The organism is Streptomyces sp. NPDC050433, assembly GCF_044458565.1.
In the GTDB taxonomy this organism is placed as follows: Bacteria; Actinomycetota; Actinomycetes; order Streptomycetales; family Streptomycetaceae; genus Streptomyces.
In genome coordinates this window covers 34,044-53,726 of the sequence record NZ_JBITIB010000005.1, presented here as the reverse complement: position 1 = coordinate 53,726, position 19,683 = coordinate 34,044, and the positions used below count along the sequence as shown (strand labels likewise).

At 71.8% G+C, this 19,683-nt stretch carries 19 protein-coding genes; 6 read left to right on the top strand and 13 right to left on the bottom strand.

Features of this window, described 5'->3' with window-relative positions:
- The first annotated feature begins 69 nt into the window (after window positions 1–69).
- A complete protein-coding gene (locus tag ACIBLA_RS08210; RefSeq protein WP_399198120.1) occupies window positions 70–750 on the top strand; it encodes a MerR family transcriptional regulator in 681 nt (226 codons plus the stop codon).
- Here ACIBLA_RS08210 and ACIBLA_RS08205 read toward each other — a convergent pair.
- Window positions 735–1,535 carry an exodeoxyribonuclease III gene (locus tag ACIBLA_RS08205; RefSeq protein ID WP_363242132.1) on the bottom strand — a complete coding sequence of 267 codons (801 nt, stop codon included), beginning with the start codon at window positions 1,533–1,535 and terminating at the stop codon, window positions 735–737. The two genes, ACIBLA_RS08210 and ACIBLA_RS08205, sit on opposite strands and share 16 nt — an antisense overlap.
- A gap of 40 nt (window positions 1,536–1,575) precedes the next feature.
- Here ACIBLA_RS08205 and ACIBLA_RS08200 point away from each other — a divergent pair, with 40 nt between their 5' ends.
- Window positions 1,576–2,055, top strand: coding sequence for a GNAT family N-acetyltransferase (locus tag ACIBLA_RS08200; RefSeq protein ID WP_363242220.1), 480 nt, complete (start codon window positions 1,576–1,578; stop codon window positions 2,053–2,055).
- A 65-nt stretch (window positions 2,056–2,120) separates the two neighbouring features.
- Here ACIBLA_RS08200 and ACIBLA_RS08195 read toward each other — a convergent pair whose 3' ends face one another.
- Both ACIBLA_RS08195 and ACIBLA_RS08190 read right to left on the bottom strand, forming a co-directional pair.
- Window positions 2,121–2,528, bottom strand: coding sequence for a rodlin (locus tag ACIBLA_RS08195; RefSeq protein WP_363242133.1), 408 nt, complete (start codon window positions 2,526–2,528; stop codon window positions 2,121–2,123).
- A 191-nt stretch (window positions 2,529–2,719) separates the two neighbouring features.
- Window positions 2,720–3,130 (bottom strand): rodlin, encoded by a 411-nt coding sequence (locus tag ACIBLA_RS08190; RefSeq protein WP_363242134.1) that lies wholly within the window; start codon window positions 3,128–3,130, stop codon window positions 2,720–2,722.
- 218 nt (window positions 3,131–3,348) lie between these two features.
- Between ACIBLA_RS08190 and ACIBLA_RS08185 the strand changes: the two genes are divergently transcribed.
- From ACIBLA_RS08185 to ACIBLA_RS08175, 3 genes are all read left to right on the top strand, one after another.
- Entirely contained in the window at window positions 3,349–3,759 is a 411-nt protein-coding gene (locus ACIBLA_RS08185) for a rodlin (RefSeq protein WP_399198119.1), read from the top strand.
- A 276-nt stretch (window positions 3,760–4,035) separates the two neighbouring features.
- Window positions 4,036–4,269 (top strand): chaplin, encoded by a 234-nt coding sequence (locus tag ACIBLA_RS08180; protein WP_363242137.1) that lies wholly within the window; start codon window positions 4,036–4,038, stop codon window positions 4,267–4,269.
- A gap of 136 nt (window positions 4,270–4,405) precedes the next feature.
- A complete protein-coding gene (locus ACIBLA_RS08175; RefSeq protein ID WP_399198117.1) occupies window positions 4,406–5,380 on the top strand; it encodes a chaplin family protein in 975 nt (324 codons plus the stop codon).
- Between the two features lie 65 nt (window positions 5,381–5,445).
- Here ACIBLA_RS08175 and ACIBLA_RS08170 read toward each other — a convergent pair whose 3' ends face one another.
- Both ACIBLA_RS08170 and ACIBLA_RS08165 read right to left on the bottom strand, forming a co-directional pair.
- A complete protein-coding gene (locus ACIBLA_RS08170) occupies window positions 5,446–6,747 on the bottom strand; it encodes an FAD-dependent oxidoreductase (RefSeq protein WP_399198116.1) in 1,302 nt (433 codons plus the stop codon).
- A gap of 58 nt (window positions 6,748–6,805) precedes the next feature.
- On the bottom strand, window positions 6,806–8,128 hold the full coding sequence (locus ACIBLA_RS08165; RefSeq protein ID WP_363242140.1) for an ATP-grasp domain-containing protein: 1,323 nt from the start codon (window positions 8,126–8,128) through the stop codon (window positions 6,806–6,808).
- Window positions 8,129–8,277: 149 nt separating this feature from the next.
- On the opposite strand from ACIBLA_RS08165, the gene ACIBLA_RS08160 reads away from it, so the two are divergent.
- Window positions 8,278–9,489 (top strand): glycoside hydrolase family 26 protein, encoded by a 1,212-nt coding sequence (locus ACIBLA_RS08160; protein WP_399198115.1) that lies wholly within the window; start codon window positions 8,278–8,280, stop codon window positions 9,487–9,489.
- 51 nt (window positions 9,490–9,540) lie between these two features.
- Here ACIBLA_RS08160 and ACIBLA_RS08155 read toward each other — a convergent pair whose 3' ends face one another.
- The 8 genes from ACIBLA_RS08155 to ACIBLA_RS08120 all read right to left on the bottom strand — a co-directional run bounded on the left by ACIBLA_RS08155 (window position 9,541) and on the right by ACIBLA_RS08120 (window position 19,580).
- Complete coding sequence (locus tag ACIBLA_RS08155) at window positions 9,541–10,767, bottom strand: GNAT family N-acetyltransferase (protein WP_399198114.1); 1,227 nt, start codon at window positions 10,765–10,767, stop codon at window positions 9,541–9,543.
- On the bottom strand, window positions 10,767–11,489 hold the full coding sequence (locus tag ACIBLA_RS08150; RefSeq protein WP_363242143.1) for a lipopolysaccharide biosynthesis protein: 723 nt from the start codon (window positions 11,487–11,489) through the stop codon (window positions 10,767–10,769). Before ACIBLA_RS08150 ends, ACIBLA_RS08155 begins: the two co-directional genes overlap by 1 nt.
- A gap of 7 nt (window positions 11,490–11,496) precedes the next feature.
- Window positions 11,497–12,684, bottom strand: coding sequence for a glycosyltransferase (locus ACIBLA_RS08145; RefSeq protein WP_399198113.1), 1,188 nt, complete (start codon window positions 12,682–12,684; stop codon window positions 11,497–11,499).
- The gene (locus ACIBLA_RS08140) at window positions 12,681–13,475 is read right to left on the bottom strand and encodes a polysaccharide deacetylase family protein (RefSeq protein WP_399198112.1); all 795 of its coding nucleotides are present in this window, start codon (window positions 13,473–13,475) and stop codon (window positions 12,681–12,683) included. Before ACIBLA_RS08140 ends, ACIBLA_RS08145 begins: the two co-directional genes overlap by 4 nt.
- The gene (locus ACIBLA_RS08135) at window positions 13,465–15,000 is read right to left on the bottom strand and encodes a lipid II flippase MurJ (protein ID WP_399198110.1); all 1,536 of its coding nucleotides are present in this window, start codon (window positions 14,998–15,000) and stop codon (window positions 13,465–13,467) included. The genes ACIBLA_RS08140 and ACIBLA_RS08135 overlap by 11 nt, the downstream gene beginning before the upstream one ends.
- A 335-nt stretch (window positions 15,001–15,335) precedes the next feature.
- Window positions 15,336–16,751, bottom strand: a complete 1,416-nt coding sequence (locus ACIBLA_RS08130) for an O-antigen ligase family protein (protein WP_399198108.1) — start codon at window positions 16,749–16,751, stop codon at window positions 15,336–15,338.
- A gap of 1 nt (window position 16,752) precedes the next feature.
- Entirely contained in the window at window positions 16,753–18,390 is a 1,638-nt protein-coding gene (locus ACIBLA_RS08125; RefSeq protein ID WP_399198107.1) for a sugar transferase, read from the bottom strand.
- Window positions 18,387–19,580: a glycosyltransferase family 4 protein gene (locus ACIBLA_RS08120; RefSeq protein ID WP_399198105.1), complete on the bottom strand. Its 1,194-nt coding sequence runs from the start codon at window positions 19,578–19,580 to the stop codon at window positions 18,387–18,389. The genes ACIBLA_RS08125 and ACIBLA_RS08120 overlap by 4 nt, the downstream gene beginning before the upstream one ends.
- Window positions 19,581–19,683: the final 103 nt, after the last annotated feature.

Sequence of the window (19,683 nt, the reverse complement as noted above, 5' to 3'; positions counted from 1 at the left end):
GCCCCCTACTCATGGGTAGGGGGCGAACGAGAAAAGTTACCGCCGGTACGAGGACATAGGCTGGCCGCCATGTCCGACCTGGAGGAAGCCCGCGCGGAAGTCCGCGAGTACCGCATGAAGGAGCTGGCCGACGCGGCCGGCATCACCGTGCGTACGGTGCGCTTCTACCGCGAACGCGGCCTGATCCCACCGCCCCGCAGGGAGGGCCGGATCGCCTGGTACGACAGCCACCACCTGGCCAGACTCCGTACGATCGCCGCCCTCCTGGAACGCGGCCACACCCTGACCGGCATCGCCGACCTCGCCACCGCCTTCGACAGTGGCCGCGACGTGGGCGAGGTCCTTGGCCTCGGCGAACCGACCGAGGAGACACCCGTCCGCCTGACCCCCGAGGAGCTGGCCGACCACTTCGAGGGCGAGGTCACGGCGGAGAATCTGGCCACCGCCCTCGAACTCGGCTACCTCGCCACCGACGGCGACGACCTCGTCCACATCAGCCGCCGGCTCCTGGACGTCTCCGCCGCCATGGTCCGCGCGGGCGTCCCCCTGTCCGCGGTCTTCGAAGCCGCCCGCGAGATACGCGCCCACGCGGACGCCCTGGCCGAACTCTTCGCGACCACGCTCCGGACCCACGCGACCGGCACACCCCCCGAGACCCTGCGCCCCCTCGCCAAGAGCGTGGTGGACGCGGAACTCTCGATGGCGATGGACCGCCGCCTCCGGAACAAGCCGGATCACCCCAGTTCGTAGACTACACTCACGGGCGCGTGGTCGCTCCAGCGCTCGCCGTGCGTCGCCGCGCGCTCCACCCACGCCTTCACCGCGCGCCCCGCCAGCCCCGCCGTCGCCACGTGATAGTCGATCCGCCACCCCGTGTCGTTGTCGAACGCCCGCCCGCGGTACGACCACCAGGTGTACGGCCCGGCCTGGTCCGGGTGCAGGGCGCGGACCACGTCCACGTACGACGCCTCGTCGAAGACCCGCGTCAGCCACGCGCGCTCCTCGGGCAGGAAGCCGGACTCCTTGCGGTTGGCCTTCCAGTTCTTCAGGTCGGCCTCCTGGTGGGCGATGTTCCAGTCGCCGCAGACCAGCACCTGACGGCCGTCGGCCGCCGCGCGCTCCTTGAGGCCGCCGAGGTAGGCGAAGAACTCGTCCATGAACCGGACCTTCTCGTCCTGGCGCTCCGTGCCCACGTCGCCCGACGGCAGATAGAGGCTGGCCACCGTCACACCCGGCAGGTCGATCTCGACGTACCGCCCGCTCGTGTCGAACTCCGCGCTGCCGAAACCGATCCGCACCCGCTCCGGCTCCCGCCGCGAGTAGAGCGCGACCCCCGCACGGCCCTTGGCCGCCGCCGGGGCGAACACCGTGTGCCACCCCTCGGGCTTCCGCACCGCCTCCGTGAGCTGGTCCTCCTCGGCGCGCACCTCCTGGAGACAGACCACATCGGCCCCGGTCCCGGCCAGCCACTCCACGAAGCCCTTCTTCGCGGCGGCGCGCAGCCCGTTCACATTCACGGAAGTCACAGTGAGCATCCCGGCACCCTATCCAGGCTCTACGATCGATGCTGTGGCCATCCAAATACGTCAGGTCCCCGCCGACCACCCCGACGCCGTGAAGCTCGACGCCGAGGTCCAGCTGGAATACGCGGCTCGCTACGAAAGCGAGGGGGACGCCACCGTCCTCCACCCCAGGATGTTCGACCCGCCCGGCGGCATCTACTTCCTCGCCTACGACGCCGACGACCGCCCCATCGCCACCGGCGGCTGGCGCTCGCAGGAGACCAACGACGAGGGCTACTCGGACGGCGACGCCGAGATCAAGCGCATGTACGTGACGGTCGAGGCCCGCGGCCTCGGACTGGCCCGCCGTATCCTCGCCCGGCTGGAGGAGACCGCCCGCGCGGCGGGACGTACCCGCATGGTGCTGGAGACGGGCACCAAGCAGCCGGAGGCCATCGCGCTCTACCGGTCCAGCGGCTACACGGACTGCTCGAAGTTCGGCCACTACCGGAACGACCCGCTGAGCATCTGCCTCGCCAAGCCGCTCACGTAGCTCCCCCGAACACGCCGGAGCCCGGCCCGGCAGCCGAGCTGCCGGACCGGGCCCCTGGGGGAACGTCAGCCGTTGCCCACGCCGTTCGCCGAGAGGAGCGCGATGTCCTCCAGGATGTGCGACAGGGGCTCGTCGCCCTTCGCCTGCGTCGAGTTCTCCGTGCACTGCTGGTTCTGCGGGGAGGACAGGACGTTGACGTCCTGGACCGCGATCGCCGCGGCACCCACGAGGCCGCCGAGGTTGGCCTTGGCGGGCAGACCGATGCAGGGCTTGTTGAGCGTGCCCTGCACGAGGCTGAGCTGCGGGCTCATGTCCCCGTGGGTCTCCGAGTTGCCGAACGACTGCTTGGCACCGTTGCCACTGAGCGACGTCGTGCCCGTGTCATTCCCGATCGCCAGCGCCGGCGACGCGGCCGCGGCAAGGCCGCCGACCATTGTGGCCGCTACAGCAGCGGTAGCCCACAGCTTGTTCATTTTCTTGCCTTTCCAGAAATTCGGAACCCACCGGCGGAGTTCCGATATATTCAACTCACCACGCGACGTTTGGTTGCGCCCGTTCCCCCGAACAGCCCATAAGGCATATCGGCGCGTCACAGGAACTACGAAAACGACCGGGTCACCGCCGAATTCAGCGGTGACCCGGCAGAGGTGATCCGGGCGCGATATCAGCCGTTGCCCGCACCGTTGGCCGACAGGATCGGGATGTCGTTCAGGATGTGCGACAGGGGCTCGTCGCCCTTCGCCTGCGTCGAGTTCTCCGTGCACTGCTGGTTCTGCGGGGAGGACAGGACGTTGATGTCCTGGACCGCGATCGGTACGGCACCCAGCAGGGAACCGGCGTTGATCTTGGCCGGCAGGCCGATGCAGGGCTTGTTGAGCGAGCCCTGAATGAGCGCCATCTGCGGGCTCATGTTCCCGTACGTCGCGGAGTTGCCGTACGCCTGCGTGGCACCATTGCCACTGAGCGACGTCGTGCCCGTGTCGTCACCGACGGCGAAAGCGGACGGCGCGGCCATGGCCGACATTCCGATGACGGAGGCAGCGACGGCCGCGGAGGCCATAACCTTCTTGATCACGATGAGTCCCCTTCTGAAGGATGCCCCAAGTCCCCGGGGCGCCATGTGCAACTACATTCCACAGGTTTAGTTATCGCGCTTCACCCCAACAGCCCATTTGGCTCTCAGTCAGCGCACTCGCCGCCCGCAAGCCGAACGAGTGAAGCAGCGGAACCAAACCCGGGGCATTCGGTTGGGCAGGCCTCACCGCCTGCATTTCTTGGGAAAGGGAACCAGCCGTGATCAAGAAGATCCTGACGGCCGCAGCGATCAGCGCCTCCGTGGTCGGCGGCCTTGCCGCGGCCGCGTCGCCGGCGCTCGCGATCGGGAATGACACGGGCACGACGTCACTCAGTGGCAACGGTGCCAAGCAGTCGTTCGGCAACTCGGAGACCCACGGGGACATGAGCCCGCAGCTCAGCCTCGTGCAGGGCACGCTCAACAAGCCCTGCATCGGCCTGCCCGCCAAGGCCAACCTCGGCGGCCTCGCGGGTGCCGCGGCGATCGCGGTCCAGGACATCAACGTCCTGTCCTCCCCGCAGAACCAGCAGTGCACCGAGAACTCCACCCAGGCGAAGGGCGACGAGCCCCTGTCCCACCTCCTGGAGGACATCGCGCTCCTCTCGGCCAACGGAACGGGCAACGGCTGACAGCCAGGACCGTCGCGGCGCCGTTCCGGGCCGACGGAAGCCGGCCGGGGCAATCAGCCCCGGCCGGCTTCCGCGTCGTACGAGCGGTAACCGGCCTTGCGGAAACGTCATTTCGTGGGGCGATCGAGTGAACCAACAAAGGTAATAAATCAGGGCAGTTTCCTCATAGGTGCGTGCTCGTTGGAGTTCGAGCAGCGGCGGTGCGGGCCGAGAGAGCCGTGTTCGCGTGGCATACAAGAGCCGCGCGCGCGACCTCCGTTGCGGAAGGGCTCAACCATGAATGGCAAGAAGGCAGCGGCCATTGTCGCGGGCGTTCTCCTGGCCGTCGGTGCCGCTTCGCCGGCGATGGCCGACGCGGGCGCGGAAGGTGCCGCCGTGGGCTCCCCGGGCCTCCTGTCCGGCAACGTCGTCCAGATCCCCGTGCACATTCCCATCAACGCGTGCGGCAACAGCATCAACGTGATCGGGCTGCTGAACCCCACCTTCGGCAACACCTGCATCAACGCCTGACACGCAGTGAAGCGCCCTGAGGGGCGCGCCCGGGGGCCGGTCCCGAGGCGTACGGCGATACGCCCTCGGGACCGGCCGCAGCCGACACCGAGACACCGACGCACCGGCGACACACCGGTGATATCAGGAGAACCAGATGCGAGAACTGATCGGCAAGGGACTGCTCACCGCAGCGGCGGGGGCGGGCGTGCTGTCCATGACCGGCGGATACGCCCTGGCCACCGACGGCGCCGCCACGGCCGCCGGGTCACCCGGGCTGCTGTCGGGCAACAGCGTCCAGGCCCCCGTCGAGGTCCCGGTCAACGTCTGCGGCAACACGGTGAACGCGGTCGGCGCCGGCAACCCCTCCATCGGCAACAGTTGCGGCAACTCCTCAGGCGCGCACGCGGCACCCAAGCCCCACCAGGGCCCCCACAAGCAGGCCAACCCGCCGCGCACCGAGCCCGCGACCAACGCGGTACCCGCCCAGGTCCCGTCGCGGACCGACCACAACACCGCCGACAGTTCCACCCACGGCGCCAACTCCCGTGAGGACGACGGCGGTTCCGCACCCGCGAAGGGCGGACACCCAGCCGGCCGCGGGGACCACGGCGGCGGCTCGTCGGCCTCCGGCGCCGCGACCAACTCGCCCGGTGTGCTGGCGGGCAACCTCCTCCAGGCCCCGGTCGACGCCCCGGTGAACGCCTGCGGCAACAGCGTCGACCTGGTCGGTCTGCTGAACCCGGCCTTCGGCAACGGCTGCGCGAACGGCTCCGACGGCGTGACCCCCACAACCCCGTTGCAGCCGCCCTCGCCGCTCGACCCCAACGGCCCCAACGGCCCCAACGGCCCGCACGACCCGAGCGACCCGCACGACCCGAGCGACCCGAGCAATCCGGGTGACCCGTCGACGCCGCCCGGAGACCGCTCCGTCGAGCCCCCGGCCGTGCCGGTCGACCACGACCCCATGCACCCGGAGCCGCCGCGGACCGCCGAAGAGGGCGGCATCATCGACCAGTTGGCCGCGACCGGCTCGGAGGCGAACCTGCTCGCCACCGCCGCGATGAGCGCCGGTCTGCTGCTCGGCGGCGCCATCCTCTACCGCCGCAGCAACACGGCCGGCCGCCGCTGAGGCCTGTTCGTCCCGCGACCCTTCGGCACCGGCAGCTGTCCGCCGGGCCGAAGGGTCGCCCCACATCAGAATCCGTCCATCCAGTTCGTCTGCGCCGTACCGGCCGGCAGTGGCTCGCGCGATGCTCCCGACGGTAGTTGCCGGGATCCCGTGCCCAGGCGCCGCCGTACGCCGCGTACGACCCGTCCCGCCGTGTACGTCGCGCCGAGTACGAAGCGCATCGACGGGCCGAACGACGGCGCGCTCAGCAGACCGGTCACGAACAGACCGGGGTGCGAGGTCTCGAAGACGGCGTCCGTCTCGGGGGCGCCGCTCGCGCCCACCCTGCGCAGGCTCCGGCGCAGCCGCTCGTCGAGCAGTCCGAGCCGGCTCAGACGGGGCGTGAAGCCGGTGGCGGCGATGACGTGGTCGGTTGTGACCGCGTCCACGGAACCGCGGGTGGAGACCAGGTCGAGCCGTACGCGGTCCCCGGCCGGGGCAGCGGCGGCGACGCTCTCGCCGAGCCGGACCTCGACCGCCCCCTCGAACCGCTCCCGCAGCCACCAGGCGCCGGCCGGGCCGAGCGCCGAGGTGAACACACGGGCGCGGGTCGACGCGGGCAGCCTGCGGAAGAGGCCGGGGGTCTCGGCGTAGAGCCAGTTCTTCCACCCGCAGCCCAGGCCCGTGTGCGGGGCGCGGGCGACCTCGCCGAGCGGCCGTTCCACGGGCGGCGGGAGGGTGTTCCAGTTCAGCTGGTGGGACCGGGCGACCACCCGTACCGTCGTGCCCTGTTCCGCGAGGAGCGTCGCGGTCTCCAGGGCGGCCTGGCCCGCCCCGACGACGGTGACGTCCAGGCCCTTGAAGCGCGTCAGATCCGCGTGGTCGACGCTGTGCGACACCCGCTCGGGCGCGAGGGCGCGCAGCGGGCCGGGGACGTCCGCGAAGGGCCGCACGCCGACGGCGAGCACCACCGTGCGGGCGAGGAACGTCTCACGATGACGACCGCTGTCCCCGCCGCCGTCGACGGTGACCCCGAAGCCGCCCCCGGCGCGCGGCCGTACGGCGGTGACCGTCCGCTCCTCCACCGGCGGCGCCGCCTTCTCGGCGAACCAGAGACCGTACGAGGCGAAGAGGCCGACCGGCAGCGGGACCCCGTGCCGGGCCTCCACTCCCTGGGTGGCCGCGTAGGCCGCCAGCCCGTACGCGCCCTTGGGGTCGGACAGGTTCGACGCCCACGGCTCCGACTTCAGCAACATGCCGGGCGGCATGCCGTCCCGCCAGGCGGCCATCGGCCGCCCGAACACACGGGGCCGCAGACCGGCCGCCGCCGCGTGCGAGGCGATCGACAGCCCGTACGGTCCGGCACCCACAACTACCAAATCCTGCATAGGAGTTCGCTGCTCTCTCTGTTCTCTCGGGTCTCTCGGTCTCAGCCGGACGTACGCGTCAGCGCGGGACGGGAGGAGTCGTGCTGTCCGGGGCGCGCCGACGCTGGCGTACGACGGAAAGCAGCGATCGCGACGGCGTGGTACGGAGCCGGGGCCGGAGCCGGAGGCGGGACCTGAGTCGGCGTACGGCGCCGCGCGCCGCGTGCAGGAGCCAGGCCACGGACATGGTGTACGCGGGCCACGGGTCGTCCCGCGCGAACCAGGCCGTCTCCGTACCCGCCGCCCGGAGCCTCCCGGACCGGCCGCGGCGCCGGTCCCTGCGCCAGGCCGAGGACAGGAGAGACAGCATGGACAGCAGCGCGTAGTGCTCGACCACGAACGTCCGGCCGTGCGCGGGCACCAGGGCGGGGACGGTCCGCCCGGTGAGGTCCAGATGCAGCGCCCGTACGACATCCGTGCCCGACGGGTCGGTGAACAGCCGGAACTGGGCGCCGGGCCGCGGGTTGAAGTCGAGCAGGTGGTACGCGCCGGTGGCGGCGTCGTGCCGGAAGTCGAGGTCGACGATGCCCCGGTAGCCGAGCGCGGCGACCACCTCGCCCGCCAGTCGCTCAACGGCGGGATTCGGCAGCCACCGGCCGACGGCCGTCAGCCCTGCCCCCACCGGCCAGGACCGTTCCTTGCGTCCGGCCGCGCCCATCAGGAGCGTGCCGTCGCCGCCGCTGTAGCCGTGGAAGAACCAGTCGACGTCACGCCCCGGCGGCAGCATTTCCTGGAGCAGCAACCGGCTCCCCGCCTCCGCGCTCCGCGCGAACAGTTCCCTGGCCTCGCGCCGCGAGCGCACCACGACCGTGCTGCGCAGCCCGGCGCCCTCGGGCAGCAGCCACGGCCTGCTCCACTTCGCGATCACCGGCAGCCCGAGCGCCCACGCCGCCCGCGCGGCCTCCTCGCGGTCGCCGGGGACGGCCGTGCGGGGATGCGGCAGCCCGAGCGTGCCGCAGATCGTGGCCAGCTCCGCCTTGTCCGCGACCCGCTCCGGCAGGCCTGACGGCTGTTCGGGCAGGAGGTAACGGCCGGTCAGCCGGGGTCTGAGACGGTCGATCGAGATCGCGCTCAGATCGTCCAGGGGGACGAGAACGGCGGGCGTGCCCAGCCGCTCCGAGACCCGCAGCAGCAGACCGTGCAGTCCCTCCCCCTCCTCGGCCACCGTCGCGCTGCGCAGATACCGGGATCCGGCGACCGGGCTCCGCGGCGACTCGATCACCGCGTGCACCGTAATTCCGGCCCGGCCGAGGGATCTGACGGCGCCGAGGGTTCCGTGGTGAAACGGATTCCGGTCGAGCCGTACAAGAACAGCGGGGACGCTGATGTCAAAGCTCGCCACGGTGGTTTCCTTCATTTTCGATGACCCATGCGGGGGGTGAAATTCCCGAACGGTCTAGTGAAAGGGCGGACTGGGGTTCCCGATCGGCTCATTAGAAATACTTTTGGGAACAGTGCGACACGGAACGCGTCCCCTCTTGAGGAGCACACATGCCCTATCGACGTCGACGGCTGTTCAGCACCTGGCTGGGTGTCATCACGGCCGGCCTCCTTGCTTCAAGTTCCGTGCTGCCGATGGCGAGTTTCGCCGCCGGTCCGGACGCTCCCGGCAGTCCCGAACCGCCCAAAGTGAAATCACCGGCGATCGGCGCGTACCTCAACTACGACTCCGAGGGTGTCCGCCGTATCGCCGCAATGGAGAAGTGGCTCGGCGGTACGGAGCTGCGGGTCGGGCACACCTACCTGCCGGGCGACGTGTGGTCCAACATCGAGGGGAGTCCGAGCTTCCTGCGGGACTGGGCCGACTGGCGCAAGGCCCGTGCCGACCGCATGTTCGTGCTCAACGTCCCCATGCTCGAACGCAACGAGGGCCGGGTACGCGACCAACTCGTCCGCAGGGAACTACGCCGGGGCGCGAGGGGCGACTACGACCGGCACTTCGAGGTCCTGGCCAAGCGGCTGGTCTCGCTCGGCGTGCCGGACACGGTCGTCGTACTGGGCTGGGAGATGAACGGCACCACGTACACCCATCGCTGCGGGCCCGACCCGCGGTCGTGGAAGGCGTACTGGAAGAGGATTGTCGGCGCCATGCGCGCGGTGCCCGGTCAGAAGTTCCGTTTCGATTTCGCTCCGAACCGCGGAAAGGACGCCATTGCTTGGACCGAGTGCTATCCGGGCGACGACGTCGTGGACATCGTGGGAATGGACTCCTACGACCAGCCGCCGGGAAGGACTTTCGACGAGCAGGTGAATGAGCCGTTCGGGCTCCGTCACCATGTGGACTTCGCCGCTGAACACGGAAAGGTTATCTCCTATCCGGAGTGGGGCCTCTTCCGCAACGGCGACAACCCCGATTACATGCGGGGAATGCTCAAGTGGTTCAAAGAGCACCGGCCGCTGTATCAAACGCTCTCGGATTACTGCCCGCACGGTGTGTGGCAGTGCGACAAGAATCCGCGGTCCTCGAAGGTGTTCCGTTCCGCGCTGTACGGGCTGAAGCCCGAAACGGAGACGACCAAGCCGCCGGTCACGCCCGTCCCCGCGCCCACGACGCCGCCCAAGCCCAAGCCGGAGCCCAGCACCCCGACGAAGCCCGAGGCGCCGTCGAGCTGCCAGGCTCTGACATTGAGTTCGTGGATCGAGACCCTGCTCGGGAAGAGGGTCTGCCTCCGCTTCAGCGGCTGGGAGCGCTGGCTTTCCTGACCGGTCGTCAGCGCGGCGGCGGCAAGGGCCTGTTCCGGATCGTGTTCCGGATCACCCCTTGCCGTCGCCGCGGCGCATCCGCTTCGCCAGGCCCGCCTTCATCTCCGGCAGCCGCTCGTTGACCAGGACGGCGGCCCGGCCGCGCGCCGCGGCGTGGGCGGCGACCATCCGCAGCGAGGGGGCCACCAGGCCGCGTGCCAGCAGCAGCCGCTGGTTGCGGACGGGCTCAGGGCGCCAGTGGTGCTTGTACGGCTCGTTGCCGCGCAGCATGCTCAGCGTCGTACACCCGCCGACCCCATCGCCGCTGATCCTCCGGGCGCACTCGCGCAGCAGCATCGTGGCGACGTCGACCTTGCGGTCGCGCAGCGCCGGATCGGCGCCGTACAGATAACCGCCCGCGAGCCGGGGCGAGATCAGGGTGAGGTCGGCGGCCACCACCTCGCCCGCGAGCCGGAATTCGGTGACCATCGCGTCGCCGGACTCGACCATGGCGCGCGCCGAACGGGTCAGATGCGCCGCGAAACGCGCACTGAGGTGTTCGGGGGTGACTCCGCGCCCCTGCCACTGGAGCCGGTGCAGATGGAGGAGCCGTTCGACGGCGGTCCCGATCTCGTCCACCGGCACCACGCGTCCCTCGATACCGAGCGAGTCGATCTTGCGGATCTTGGCCCTGGAGCGCTGGGCGCGGGACGACGGAAGCCGCGCGAGCAGTTCGTCCACGGGGACGGCGGGCAGTTCGAGGCAGAGCGAGTCCGCCAGCCGGTCGCGCGCGCCGTCCCAGCAGTCGTAGACGCGTTCGGCGGCGGCGCCGGGCCGTACTTCCCTCAGGTCGATGACGGCGGTGCGCGCGGCGGTGGCGAGGGCCCTCGCGAGTGCCTGGGCCGCGCTGTCGGCGTAGTCGTCGTCGAGCAGGACGTCGGAGAAGTCGGAGATGGAGCCGCCGAGTTGGACCAGCACGGGCAACGGCCGGTGCACCAGCATCAGCGGGGCCGCGGCGACGAGGGTGCCACCTCGGCGTACGAGGACGACGCGGAGCCTGCCGGGGGCGCCGTACGACAGCCACCAGGAGTGCAGCCACGCGTGGCTCTGGAAGGGGGTGGCCGCGGCGGAGCGGCGGTGGAGCGCGGTCCACTCGGCGGCGAGCGCGCCGAACCGGTCGGGGTCGCGGCAGATCTCGGAGGTGAGTGCGGTGAAGGTGCCTCTGCCGAGGGACGCGCGCGTGGACGCCGACGCGGACCGGACCGGCCCTGGCCGCTTGGTGGTCGATTCCGCTGCCATCAGACACTCTCCTTCTGTGGCACGGGCGCCGTGGAGGCGAGGGAAGCGGTCGGGGCCGTCGACGGGCCGGGGACAGCCGCGTGCACCTCGGCGGCGGCGGGCCGGCGCTTCGGGCGGACCAGCAGCCCGAGTCCGCCGAGCAGTCCGCCCGCGGCGGCGCCGACGAGCGCGGCCAGCGGCGCCGACGGTGACACCGGGCTGGTGGGCTTGACCGCGCGGGAGAACTGGACCACCCGTACGTTCGTACTGCCCTGCATCTGTGTGCCGTTGAGCACCAGCGAGCGCGCGACGCCGTCGGCCATGCTGACGGCCGCCTGCCGCCCGCTGGACGTGGCGGTCACCGAGATCATCGGGGCGTCGGGCGAGGTGACGGTCTTGACGTTCTCCTTGAGGACCTTCGAGGAGACCCCGGCCCACACCTGGGCGTCGCCGACAGCGGCGACCTGCGAGGCGACCCGCCCGTACGCCTGCGCGAAGCCGAGCGCGGCGGCCGGGTCGGTCTTGTTGGTCGGTACGACGAGTACGTAGCTGGTGGCGGAGTACTGCGGGGTACGGAGCATGCCGTACGCGCCGCCCGCGAGCGCCCCGATCAGGACGGCGACGGGCACGATCCACCAGACGGGCAGGGCCCGCATCCTCGGCAGGACGCGGCCGGGCCAAGCGCCCGCGCGGCGCCCGTCGCTCTCCGTCTCGGTCTTGTTCTCTTTCTCGTTCTCGGTCATCGGATACTCACTCCTCGGGGCTGGTCGGGCGCCGGACGGTGCGCGCGGGGGCGCCGCCGTTCCGGCGCAGGGCGTGGTCGTAGACGGACATCAGCTGTTCGGCACTGCGGGAGATGTCGTACTGGCGCGCGGCCGGCGGCACCGGCAACCGGTGGGGACCCTCTCCGACTACGAACCGCCGCTGGAAAGCACCCAGTTCGGCGACGAGACCGGCGACCCTCCCGCTGATACGGCGGGCGCCGGGTGCCGCGTCGGCGGGCAGGTCCGTCAGGGCGGGGCAGGTGGCGTACAGGACGGGCAGCCCGGAGGCCAGGCCCTCGACCACGGCGAGCCCGAAGGCCTCGTCCTCGGACGGGGATACGAAGACGTCCATGGCGGCGAGGAGTGACGGCAGGTCAGGCCCGCCGTCGATGCCGGGAATCGGCGGCGGGTCCTCGCACGCGCCGTACGTCAGGACGCGGTCGGCGGCGCCCAACGCCCGTGCCAGGGACCCCAGTCGATCGCGTTCGGGGCCTTCGCCGACGAGCAGCAGACGGGCACCGGGCAGTGCGGCGACGGCCCTGACCAGGGTGTCGAAGCGCTTGCCCGCGCTGAGCCTGCCGACGCCGCCGACCACGAACGCGTCGGCGGGCAGGCCGAGTTCGGCCCGCGTCTTCTGCCGGGCCGTCTCGTCGTAGGCGAAGCGCGGCACGTCGATGCCGTTGGGCACGACATGGATACGGTCGCGGTGTACACCCCAGCGGCGCAGCCGGTTCGCGACGGTCGTGGAGACGGCGACGGTCGCTGTCCCGAGGCGCTCGCTGCCGAGGTACAGGGCGCGGGCCCCGGCGGTCAGCGGGCGGCCCTCGATCTGGTGGGCGCCGAGCGAGTGCTCGGTGGCGACGACGGTGCGTACACCCGCGAGACGCGCGGCGAGGCGTCCGTACACGCAGGCGCGGTAGAGGTGCGTGTGGACCAGGTCGTACCGGCCGTCCCTGATCAGCCGCGTGAGCCGGGGCAGCGCGCCGAGGTCGCGGTTGCCTCTTATGCCGAGGTCTGTGACGGGGAAGCCGTCGGCGGTGATGCCTCGTGCGACGGCGCCGGGGTTGGTGAGCGTGACGACGGCGCTGTCGGTGGGCAACTGGCCCAGCAGTAGGCGTAGTTGCTGTTCGGCGCCGCCGATGCCGAGTCCGGTGATGACGTGCAGCACCTTCACGAGGCGCTGCCTTCCTGCGCGGCGGCCTCGACGGCCGGGGTGTCGACGTACGGGGCGTACGCGGCGTACGGGACCGGCTCGCGGCGCCTGCCGTGCAGAGCGCGCTTGAGGAACAGCCGGGGCGCGGTGTCCTCCTGCCCGATGTGGACGCGAGGCAGGGCGAACAGACCGGTGAGCGGACCCGGGCTGATGCCGACCGCGTACCGGTAACCGGCCTCCCGTACGGCGGTCATGGCGCGCTCGTCGACCGTGCCGTACGGATAGCAGAACCCGGTCACCTCGCCGCCCGTGATCGCGTTCAGCGCCTCCCGGCTGCCGCGCGTCTCCTCCCTCAGCAGCGCGTCGTCGGCCTCGGTGAGATCGGTGTGGCGCAGCCCGTGCGAGCCGACCTCCATGCCCGCCGCCGCTGCCTCGCGGATGCCGTCCTCCGTCAGGAGGGGCTTGCTCGGGCCGGGACGGTCCCACTCGTTGGTGCCGCCGAGGCGGCCGGGGAGCACATAAACGGTGGCGGTGAACTCGTACCGGCGCAGCAGCGGCACGGCGTTCGTCAGGAAGTCGACGTAACCGTCGTCGAACGTCAGACCGACGAGTCCGGCGGCGCTGCCGCGCGCACGGGCGAGCAGCAGGCGCTCCATGCTGACGCCGGTGAGCCCGTGGCGGCGCATCCAGCGCAGCTGCCGGTCGAGCCGGGCGGGCGAGACCGTCACCTGGTAGGGATCTGCGGCCGAGTCGGTGATCGAGTGATACATGGCTGCCCACAGGGGGCCTGCGGAGACCGTGTCAGCGGACATTGATGAACCTTCGTGTGACGGAGCGGACGAGGGAGTCGATCTCGGGTGCCTGGAGGGCGTGGGCGATGACGAGGAACACGGCAGCGACCACCAGGCAGGCGACGGCCACCGCCGGCACGGGTGCCGGGATGAGGGCGCCGCAGAGCCATCCGGCGCCGGTGGCGGCAGCGGCGGCGGCGCTGAGTTTGACGAGCCCTCCGGTCATGTGGCGGAGCCGCACCGGCACGCTGTGGCGGGCGACGCCGTGCAGCAGCAGTACGGCGGCGATGGTGATGCCCAGCGCGTTGCCCGCCGCGATGCCGAGGACGCCCCAGCGACCGACGAGCAGTGCGCCGCCCGCGGTGGTGAGGGCGAGGCCGACGATCATGGCGAGCGCCGGGAACCACAGGGGGCGTGCGGCGGAGAAGTAGCAGCGGACCAGGGCGCCGACGAGGGTGTGGCCGAGCAGCCCCAGTGCGTACACACGCATCACGGCGGCGGTGGCCGCCGTGTCCGCCTGGTCGAAAGCACCGCGCTGGAAGAGGATTTCGATGATCTGCGGGGCGCACGCGATGACCGTCGCGGCGCCCACGAGCACGATGACACCGGCGAGCGCGAGGTCACGCTCGACGCGCCGCCTGGCCCGGTCGGTCTCCCCGGCCGCCATGGCGCGCGCGACGACCGGAAAGGTGACGGTGCAGAGCATCAGGGACAGGACCATCGGCATCTGCGCGACCTTCTGCGCGTAGTTGAGATGCGAGATGGCGCCGGCGGGCAGGGGCGCGGCGAGGAAGCGTTCGATGAGGACCTGGGACTGGCGGGTCAGGGCGAAGACGATGACGGGGGCGAGGAGCCCGAGGACGACGAGCGGCCGTCCGGCGCCGGGCCGTTCCTCGGCGGGCTGTCCGGGGGTCTCGGTGGTGCGTCGCTCGCGCAGCCGGCGCAGGACGACCGGTGCCTGGACGAGGACCATCAGCACGCCCCCGAGGGCGACCCCGGCCGCCGCCGCCCGTACTCCGAGCCGGTCGCTGAGGATCAGCATCGTGGCGATGATGCCGATGTTGTACGCGACGTAGATCATCGCGGGCGGTACGAAGCTGCCGTGCGCCCGCAGCGCGGCGCTGCAGTACCCGGCGATACCGAAACTGAACGCGCAGGTGGCCGTCAACCGCGTGCAGTCGATGGCCAGTTGAGTGTCCGGGAGTCCGGGAGCCAGCAGGGCGACGACCCACGGCGCGGCCAGCATCAACAGGACGGCCCCCGCGCTGAGCACGAGCAGGAGGCTCGGCAGGGTCGTACGCAGCAGGGCGTGCACGGGGTCGCGGACGGGCGGCTCCTCGGCGCCCCGCCGTGCGAGGGCGAGGCTGAAGGCGGGTACGAGGATGAGCGCCATCGCGTCCTCGATGAGCAGCGTCGACGCGACTTCGGGAACGGTCCACGCGACGAGAAACGCGTCGGTGCCGGGGCCGGCGCCGTAGAGATGGGCGATGGTCTGATCCCGCACCAGCCCGAGCCCGGCGCCGGCGGCGGTGAGGAGAGCGGTCACCAGGGCGGCACGAGCAAGGAACCGATTGGACAAATACCCACCCAGCCTGCCGGATCCGGCCTGCTTGGCGGGTGGTGCGTCGGCGGGGGTGGTGGGGGGCGGTACGGGCGCGGGCGCTGACGTGAATACGGGCGCGAGCGCGGGCGCGGAGGCAGGTGAAGACACGGACGGAGGCCCCGACTCAAGCGCCGACGCCCGCACCGACGTCGCCGAGGGTTCGGCGGTGGGTGCTGGCCCCTGCGTCGCCGCAGGCGGTGGGCGGTGGCCCGGAAGCGTGGGTTCGGGGGGCGTTTGGCCCTCTGTGGGCGGGAGTTGCGTCGCGTCCGTCAGGTCCGTCATGCCGCACCGGCCCCCGAGCCGTCGTCCCGATGGATGGCCTGGCCGACCGCCCGGCGGTCCAGCGCCCACCACGCCGCCAGGCCGAGCAGAACGGCGGTGAGCACCGTCGAGGGCCCGCCGATGTCCGCGTAACCGAAGTCCACCAGTTGCCAGATCAGCAGTCCGGCGGCGACGAGCGCGCAGTCGACGCCCCTGCGTCCGCGCCGTGCCACGGGCAGCCGTCGCAGTGCGAGGACCAGCAGCGCCGCCCAACTCCCCGCCAGCGACAGCAGGCCGACGAGCCCCTGCTCGCTGAGGATCAGCAGATACATGTTGTGCGGCGAGAGCAGCGGCTGGCGCTGGAAGATCATCCCCGCGCCCGCCGTGTCGCTGCCCGACGACAGCGCGATCGAGGAGTGGCTGTCGCGGTAGGCGGGGAAGGCCTTCAGCCCGACGCCGGTGACCGGGTCGGTGCGCCACATCCCGGCCGCCGCCGCCCACATCGTGTACCGGTCGGTGACCGACCGGTCGGGCGCCTCGGCGACTTCGGTGATGCTGCCGAGCCGGTCGGAGACCATCTGGGAGCCGATGCCGAGTCCGCCGACGAGTACGACGCCGAGCGCCGCCGCCACGAGCGCGACCCGTGCCGCGCGGCGCAGCCCGGAGAGCGCGAGTTGCAGCGTGACGGCCACGACCGTCGCGATCCACGCGCCCCGGCTGAAGGAGAGCACGAGCGGCAGGAACAGCAGCGCCGCGCAGCAGAGCCCGGCGTTCCGCTGCTTCCGCGGCACAGTGCGCCCGCTCCCGGCGCCCAGGGCCAGACCGACCGCGGCGACCATGCCGTACGACACCACGGTGGCCATGCCCATGACGTCGGTGGGGCCGAACGTGCCCACCGCGCGGACGTCTTCGCCCATGTAGGACGCGCCGGTGCCGGTCAGATACTGGACGACGCCGATGAGCCCCTGCAGCAGCGCCAGCGCCACCATCGACCAGGCGACGAGCCGGAAGTCCCGGCGGTTCCTGATCAGCAGCAGCAGCGCGCCGGGCACCAGCACGAAGATCTGGAGGTAGCGCGCGATGCCCGGCAGGCTGGACACGGGGTCGTACGACGTGATCGCGGCGGCGCACACGCCGAGGACCGGGAGTCCCAGCACCAGCGCGGCCGTTCGGGTCAGCGGCCGGGCGCGGTCGCGCAGCACCCGTACGAGACAGAAGACGACCAGCAGGGCGGATGCCGCGTCGGCCACCGTCCCGGAACCGGCCGACCCGTCGCCGGCGGGACCCGCCACGGGGACGGCGAGGAGTGCCACGACCGCCAGAACGGGCAGCACCGGCGCGACCCGGCGCAGCGTGTCGCGCCAGTCGTGCTGGGGAAGAGGAAGGGATTCGGTACGGGGGGCCAGGAGCAGCGTGCCTCGGGCGTCGGCCACGTCAGCTCCCCGCCGGGCGGACGAGCGAGAGGGCGGTTCGGATGATGATGCACACGTCCTGCCACAACGACCAGTGGTCGATGTAGTGGTTGTCGAATCGGGAGCGGTCCTCGATGGAGGTGTCCCCGCGCAGTCCGTGGACCTGCGCGAGGCCGGTGATACCGACGGGCATCCGGTGGCGTGCCGCGTAACCGGGGTGCGTCTTGCTGAAGTTGGCGACGAAGAAGGGGCGTTCGGGGCGGGGTCCGACGAGGCTCATGTCGCCGCGCAGGACGTTCCAGATCTGCGGCAGTTCGTCCATCGACGTACGGCGCAGGACGTGGCCCACCAGGCTCATCCGCCGGTCGTTGGCAACGTTCCAGCGGGTGGCCGCCTCGTTGTCGTCGGCCGGGCGCAGGGTGCGGAACTTCAGCACGGTGAAGGGGCGGCCGTGCTGCCCGACGCGTTCCTGACGGAACAGCACACCGGGGCCGTCGAGGAATCGTACGGCGAGCGCGCAGACCAGCAGCACCGGCGAGATCGCCAGCAGGATCGGGGCCGCGACGGCCACGTCGAGCAGGCGCTTGGCAAGGACACGGCGGCGGCCCGCGGTGGGTGGGTCGACCCGGCGCCAGGTGAAGCCCCAGACGTGCTGGGACATTCCGCCCGCACCTCTGGCACCGCCGACGAACCAGGTGGCGCAGCCGTATTCGTGGAAGAGCGCGACCAGTCCGGCCCTTTCGGCGTCGGCCCAGCCGGTGCCGCTCGCGCCGTCGACGAACACCGCCTGCTGGACGCCGTTCTGGATCACGGCGCGGTGGATCTCCTCGATGGTGGTCACCACCGGGAGCGGGGGAACGAGGGTGTCGCGGTCGGCGTCGGCGTCCTCGTCGGACGGATGTCCGTCGCCACGTACGGGGGCGACGATGCCGACGGGCCGCAGGCCGTACTCGGGGTGCCGGACGAGCAGCGCGGCGAGCCTCCGGCCCGCCGGCCCCGTGCCCACGACCAGCGCGGAACTCAGCCGCCTGGGTGCCGTATGCCGCCGGTGTCCGTGGACGACGGCCCGGCAGCAGCAGGCCACGAGTAACTGGGTGCCGCTGCCGGCGAGCAGGGCGGTGAGGCTCAGTGAGTACGCGGGAAGGAGCGCGGCGAGCAGCGCGGCGGCGGCGCACCACGCGACGAGGATCCGCGCGGCGAGCGCGGGGAGTTCGTCGAGGGCGGTCCGCGGTCCCGACCGTCGGTAGAGACCGGCGTACGCGTTGAGGACGGTCACGCTCACCACCAGCTCCGCGATCAGCGCCGGGTGGCGCTGGGCCGAGTCGAGCACGACGGTGCTCAGCAGGGCGGCGGCCCCGTCGGCTGCGAGGAGCGGCAGGGCGAAGCGCAGGGGCTCGGCCGTACGGCGGCGGGATGGCAGCGCGAGGCGGTCGGTCGCGTCGCGCTGCGGCGCGATCGGGACGTACCCGTGCGGCGGCTGTCCGGTGGCCGTGACCGTCGCCGGCCCGTGCCCGCCTGAACTGCCGAGCCCACCGGGGCCGCCGAGCGCGTCGTGGCGCCGGCTTCTCGGCCTTCGGCCGCGTGGCGCGGCACCCGTCGCCGGGTGCCCTGTCGGTCCGCGCCCGGACGGGGCGGGGACGCTGGTGCTTTCCGTGGTCACTGGGCGATCGGCTCTCTGTGCTCCAAGCGCGGCCCGGCGGCCACGTCGCTGTACACGTCCGCGATGGCGCTCGCGGTCCGCCGCACGTCATAGGTGCTGAGTACGTGTTCGTGGCCCTGGCGGCCGAACTCCTCGCGCAGCGGCCGGTCGCGCAGCAGCGCGGTGATCGCGGTCGCCGTCGCGGCGTGGTCGTCGGGCGCGGCCAGACAGTGCGCCCACTGGCCGGGCGGCAGGCTCTCGCGCGCCCCGTCCACGTCGCTGAGCAGTACGGTCCGCCCGCTGGCCATGGCTTCGAGCGGTGCGACGGCCATGCCCTCCCAGCGGGACGGCAGGACGACGAGGTCGGCGGCCCGGTACCAGGGCGCGGTGTCCCGTGCGGCCCCGGCGAAGAGCACCGACGGCGGGGCGCTCTCGCGCAGCGAACGCGCGTCGGGACCGTCGCCGACGAGGACGAGACGGGCCTGCGGCACGTCCTTCAGGACCAGTGGCCAGGCCCGCAGCAGGATGTCCTGACCCTTCTGCCGACAGAGCCGGCCCACGCACGTCACCAGGGGTGTGTCCGGGGGGAGTTGGGCGAGCTGGGGAAGCGCCGCGCGGGCGGCGGCGGTCGCGGCGAGCCCGTCGGCTGTGTCCGCCGGGCGGAAGCGGTCGGCGTCGACACCGTTGTGGACGACGGACCAGGGCGCCCGTACCCCGGCGCGCTCGCCCCGGTCCCGCTCGGCCTCGCTGACGCAGACGACACGCGCGGTCCAGCGGGCGGCCAGCCGCTCCCAGCCGCGGGCGAGTGCCGCCGTCGTACCGCTGACCGCCTCGAACGACCAGGCGTGCGGCTGGAACACGGTCGGGATCCGCCCCCGTACGGCCAGGCGTCCGGCGAAACCGGCCTTCGCGCTGTGCGCGTGCACCACGTCGGGGCGGATCCGCCCGACGAGTTCGGCGACCCGCCGGATCTCGGCGGGCAGTCCGACTCCGGGGTCGCGGGTCGCGTGCCAGATCTCGGTCTCGGCGCCCAGCGCGGCGGCGTCCGCGGCGAGTTGCCCGCCGCCGGGGCACGCGACGACGACCCGCATTCCGACGCCGATCTGCGCGCGAACGAGATCGGCGACGACGCGGGCCACTCCGCCGTCGACCGGCTGGACAAGATGGAGCACGGTGAAACCGGGACCGGGACTGGGCCTTGGTGACCGCACGCGCAACTCATCTCCACTCGTGTTTGTCTTTGATGTCGAGGATGTTGAGAATCGGACAATCGGGTAAACCCCAAGGCGCTGCTGATGCGCCGACGAACGAGCC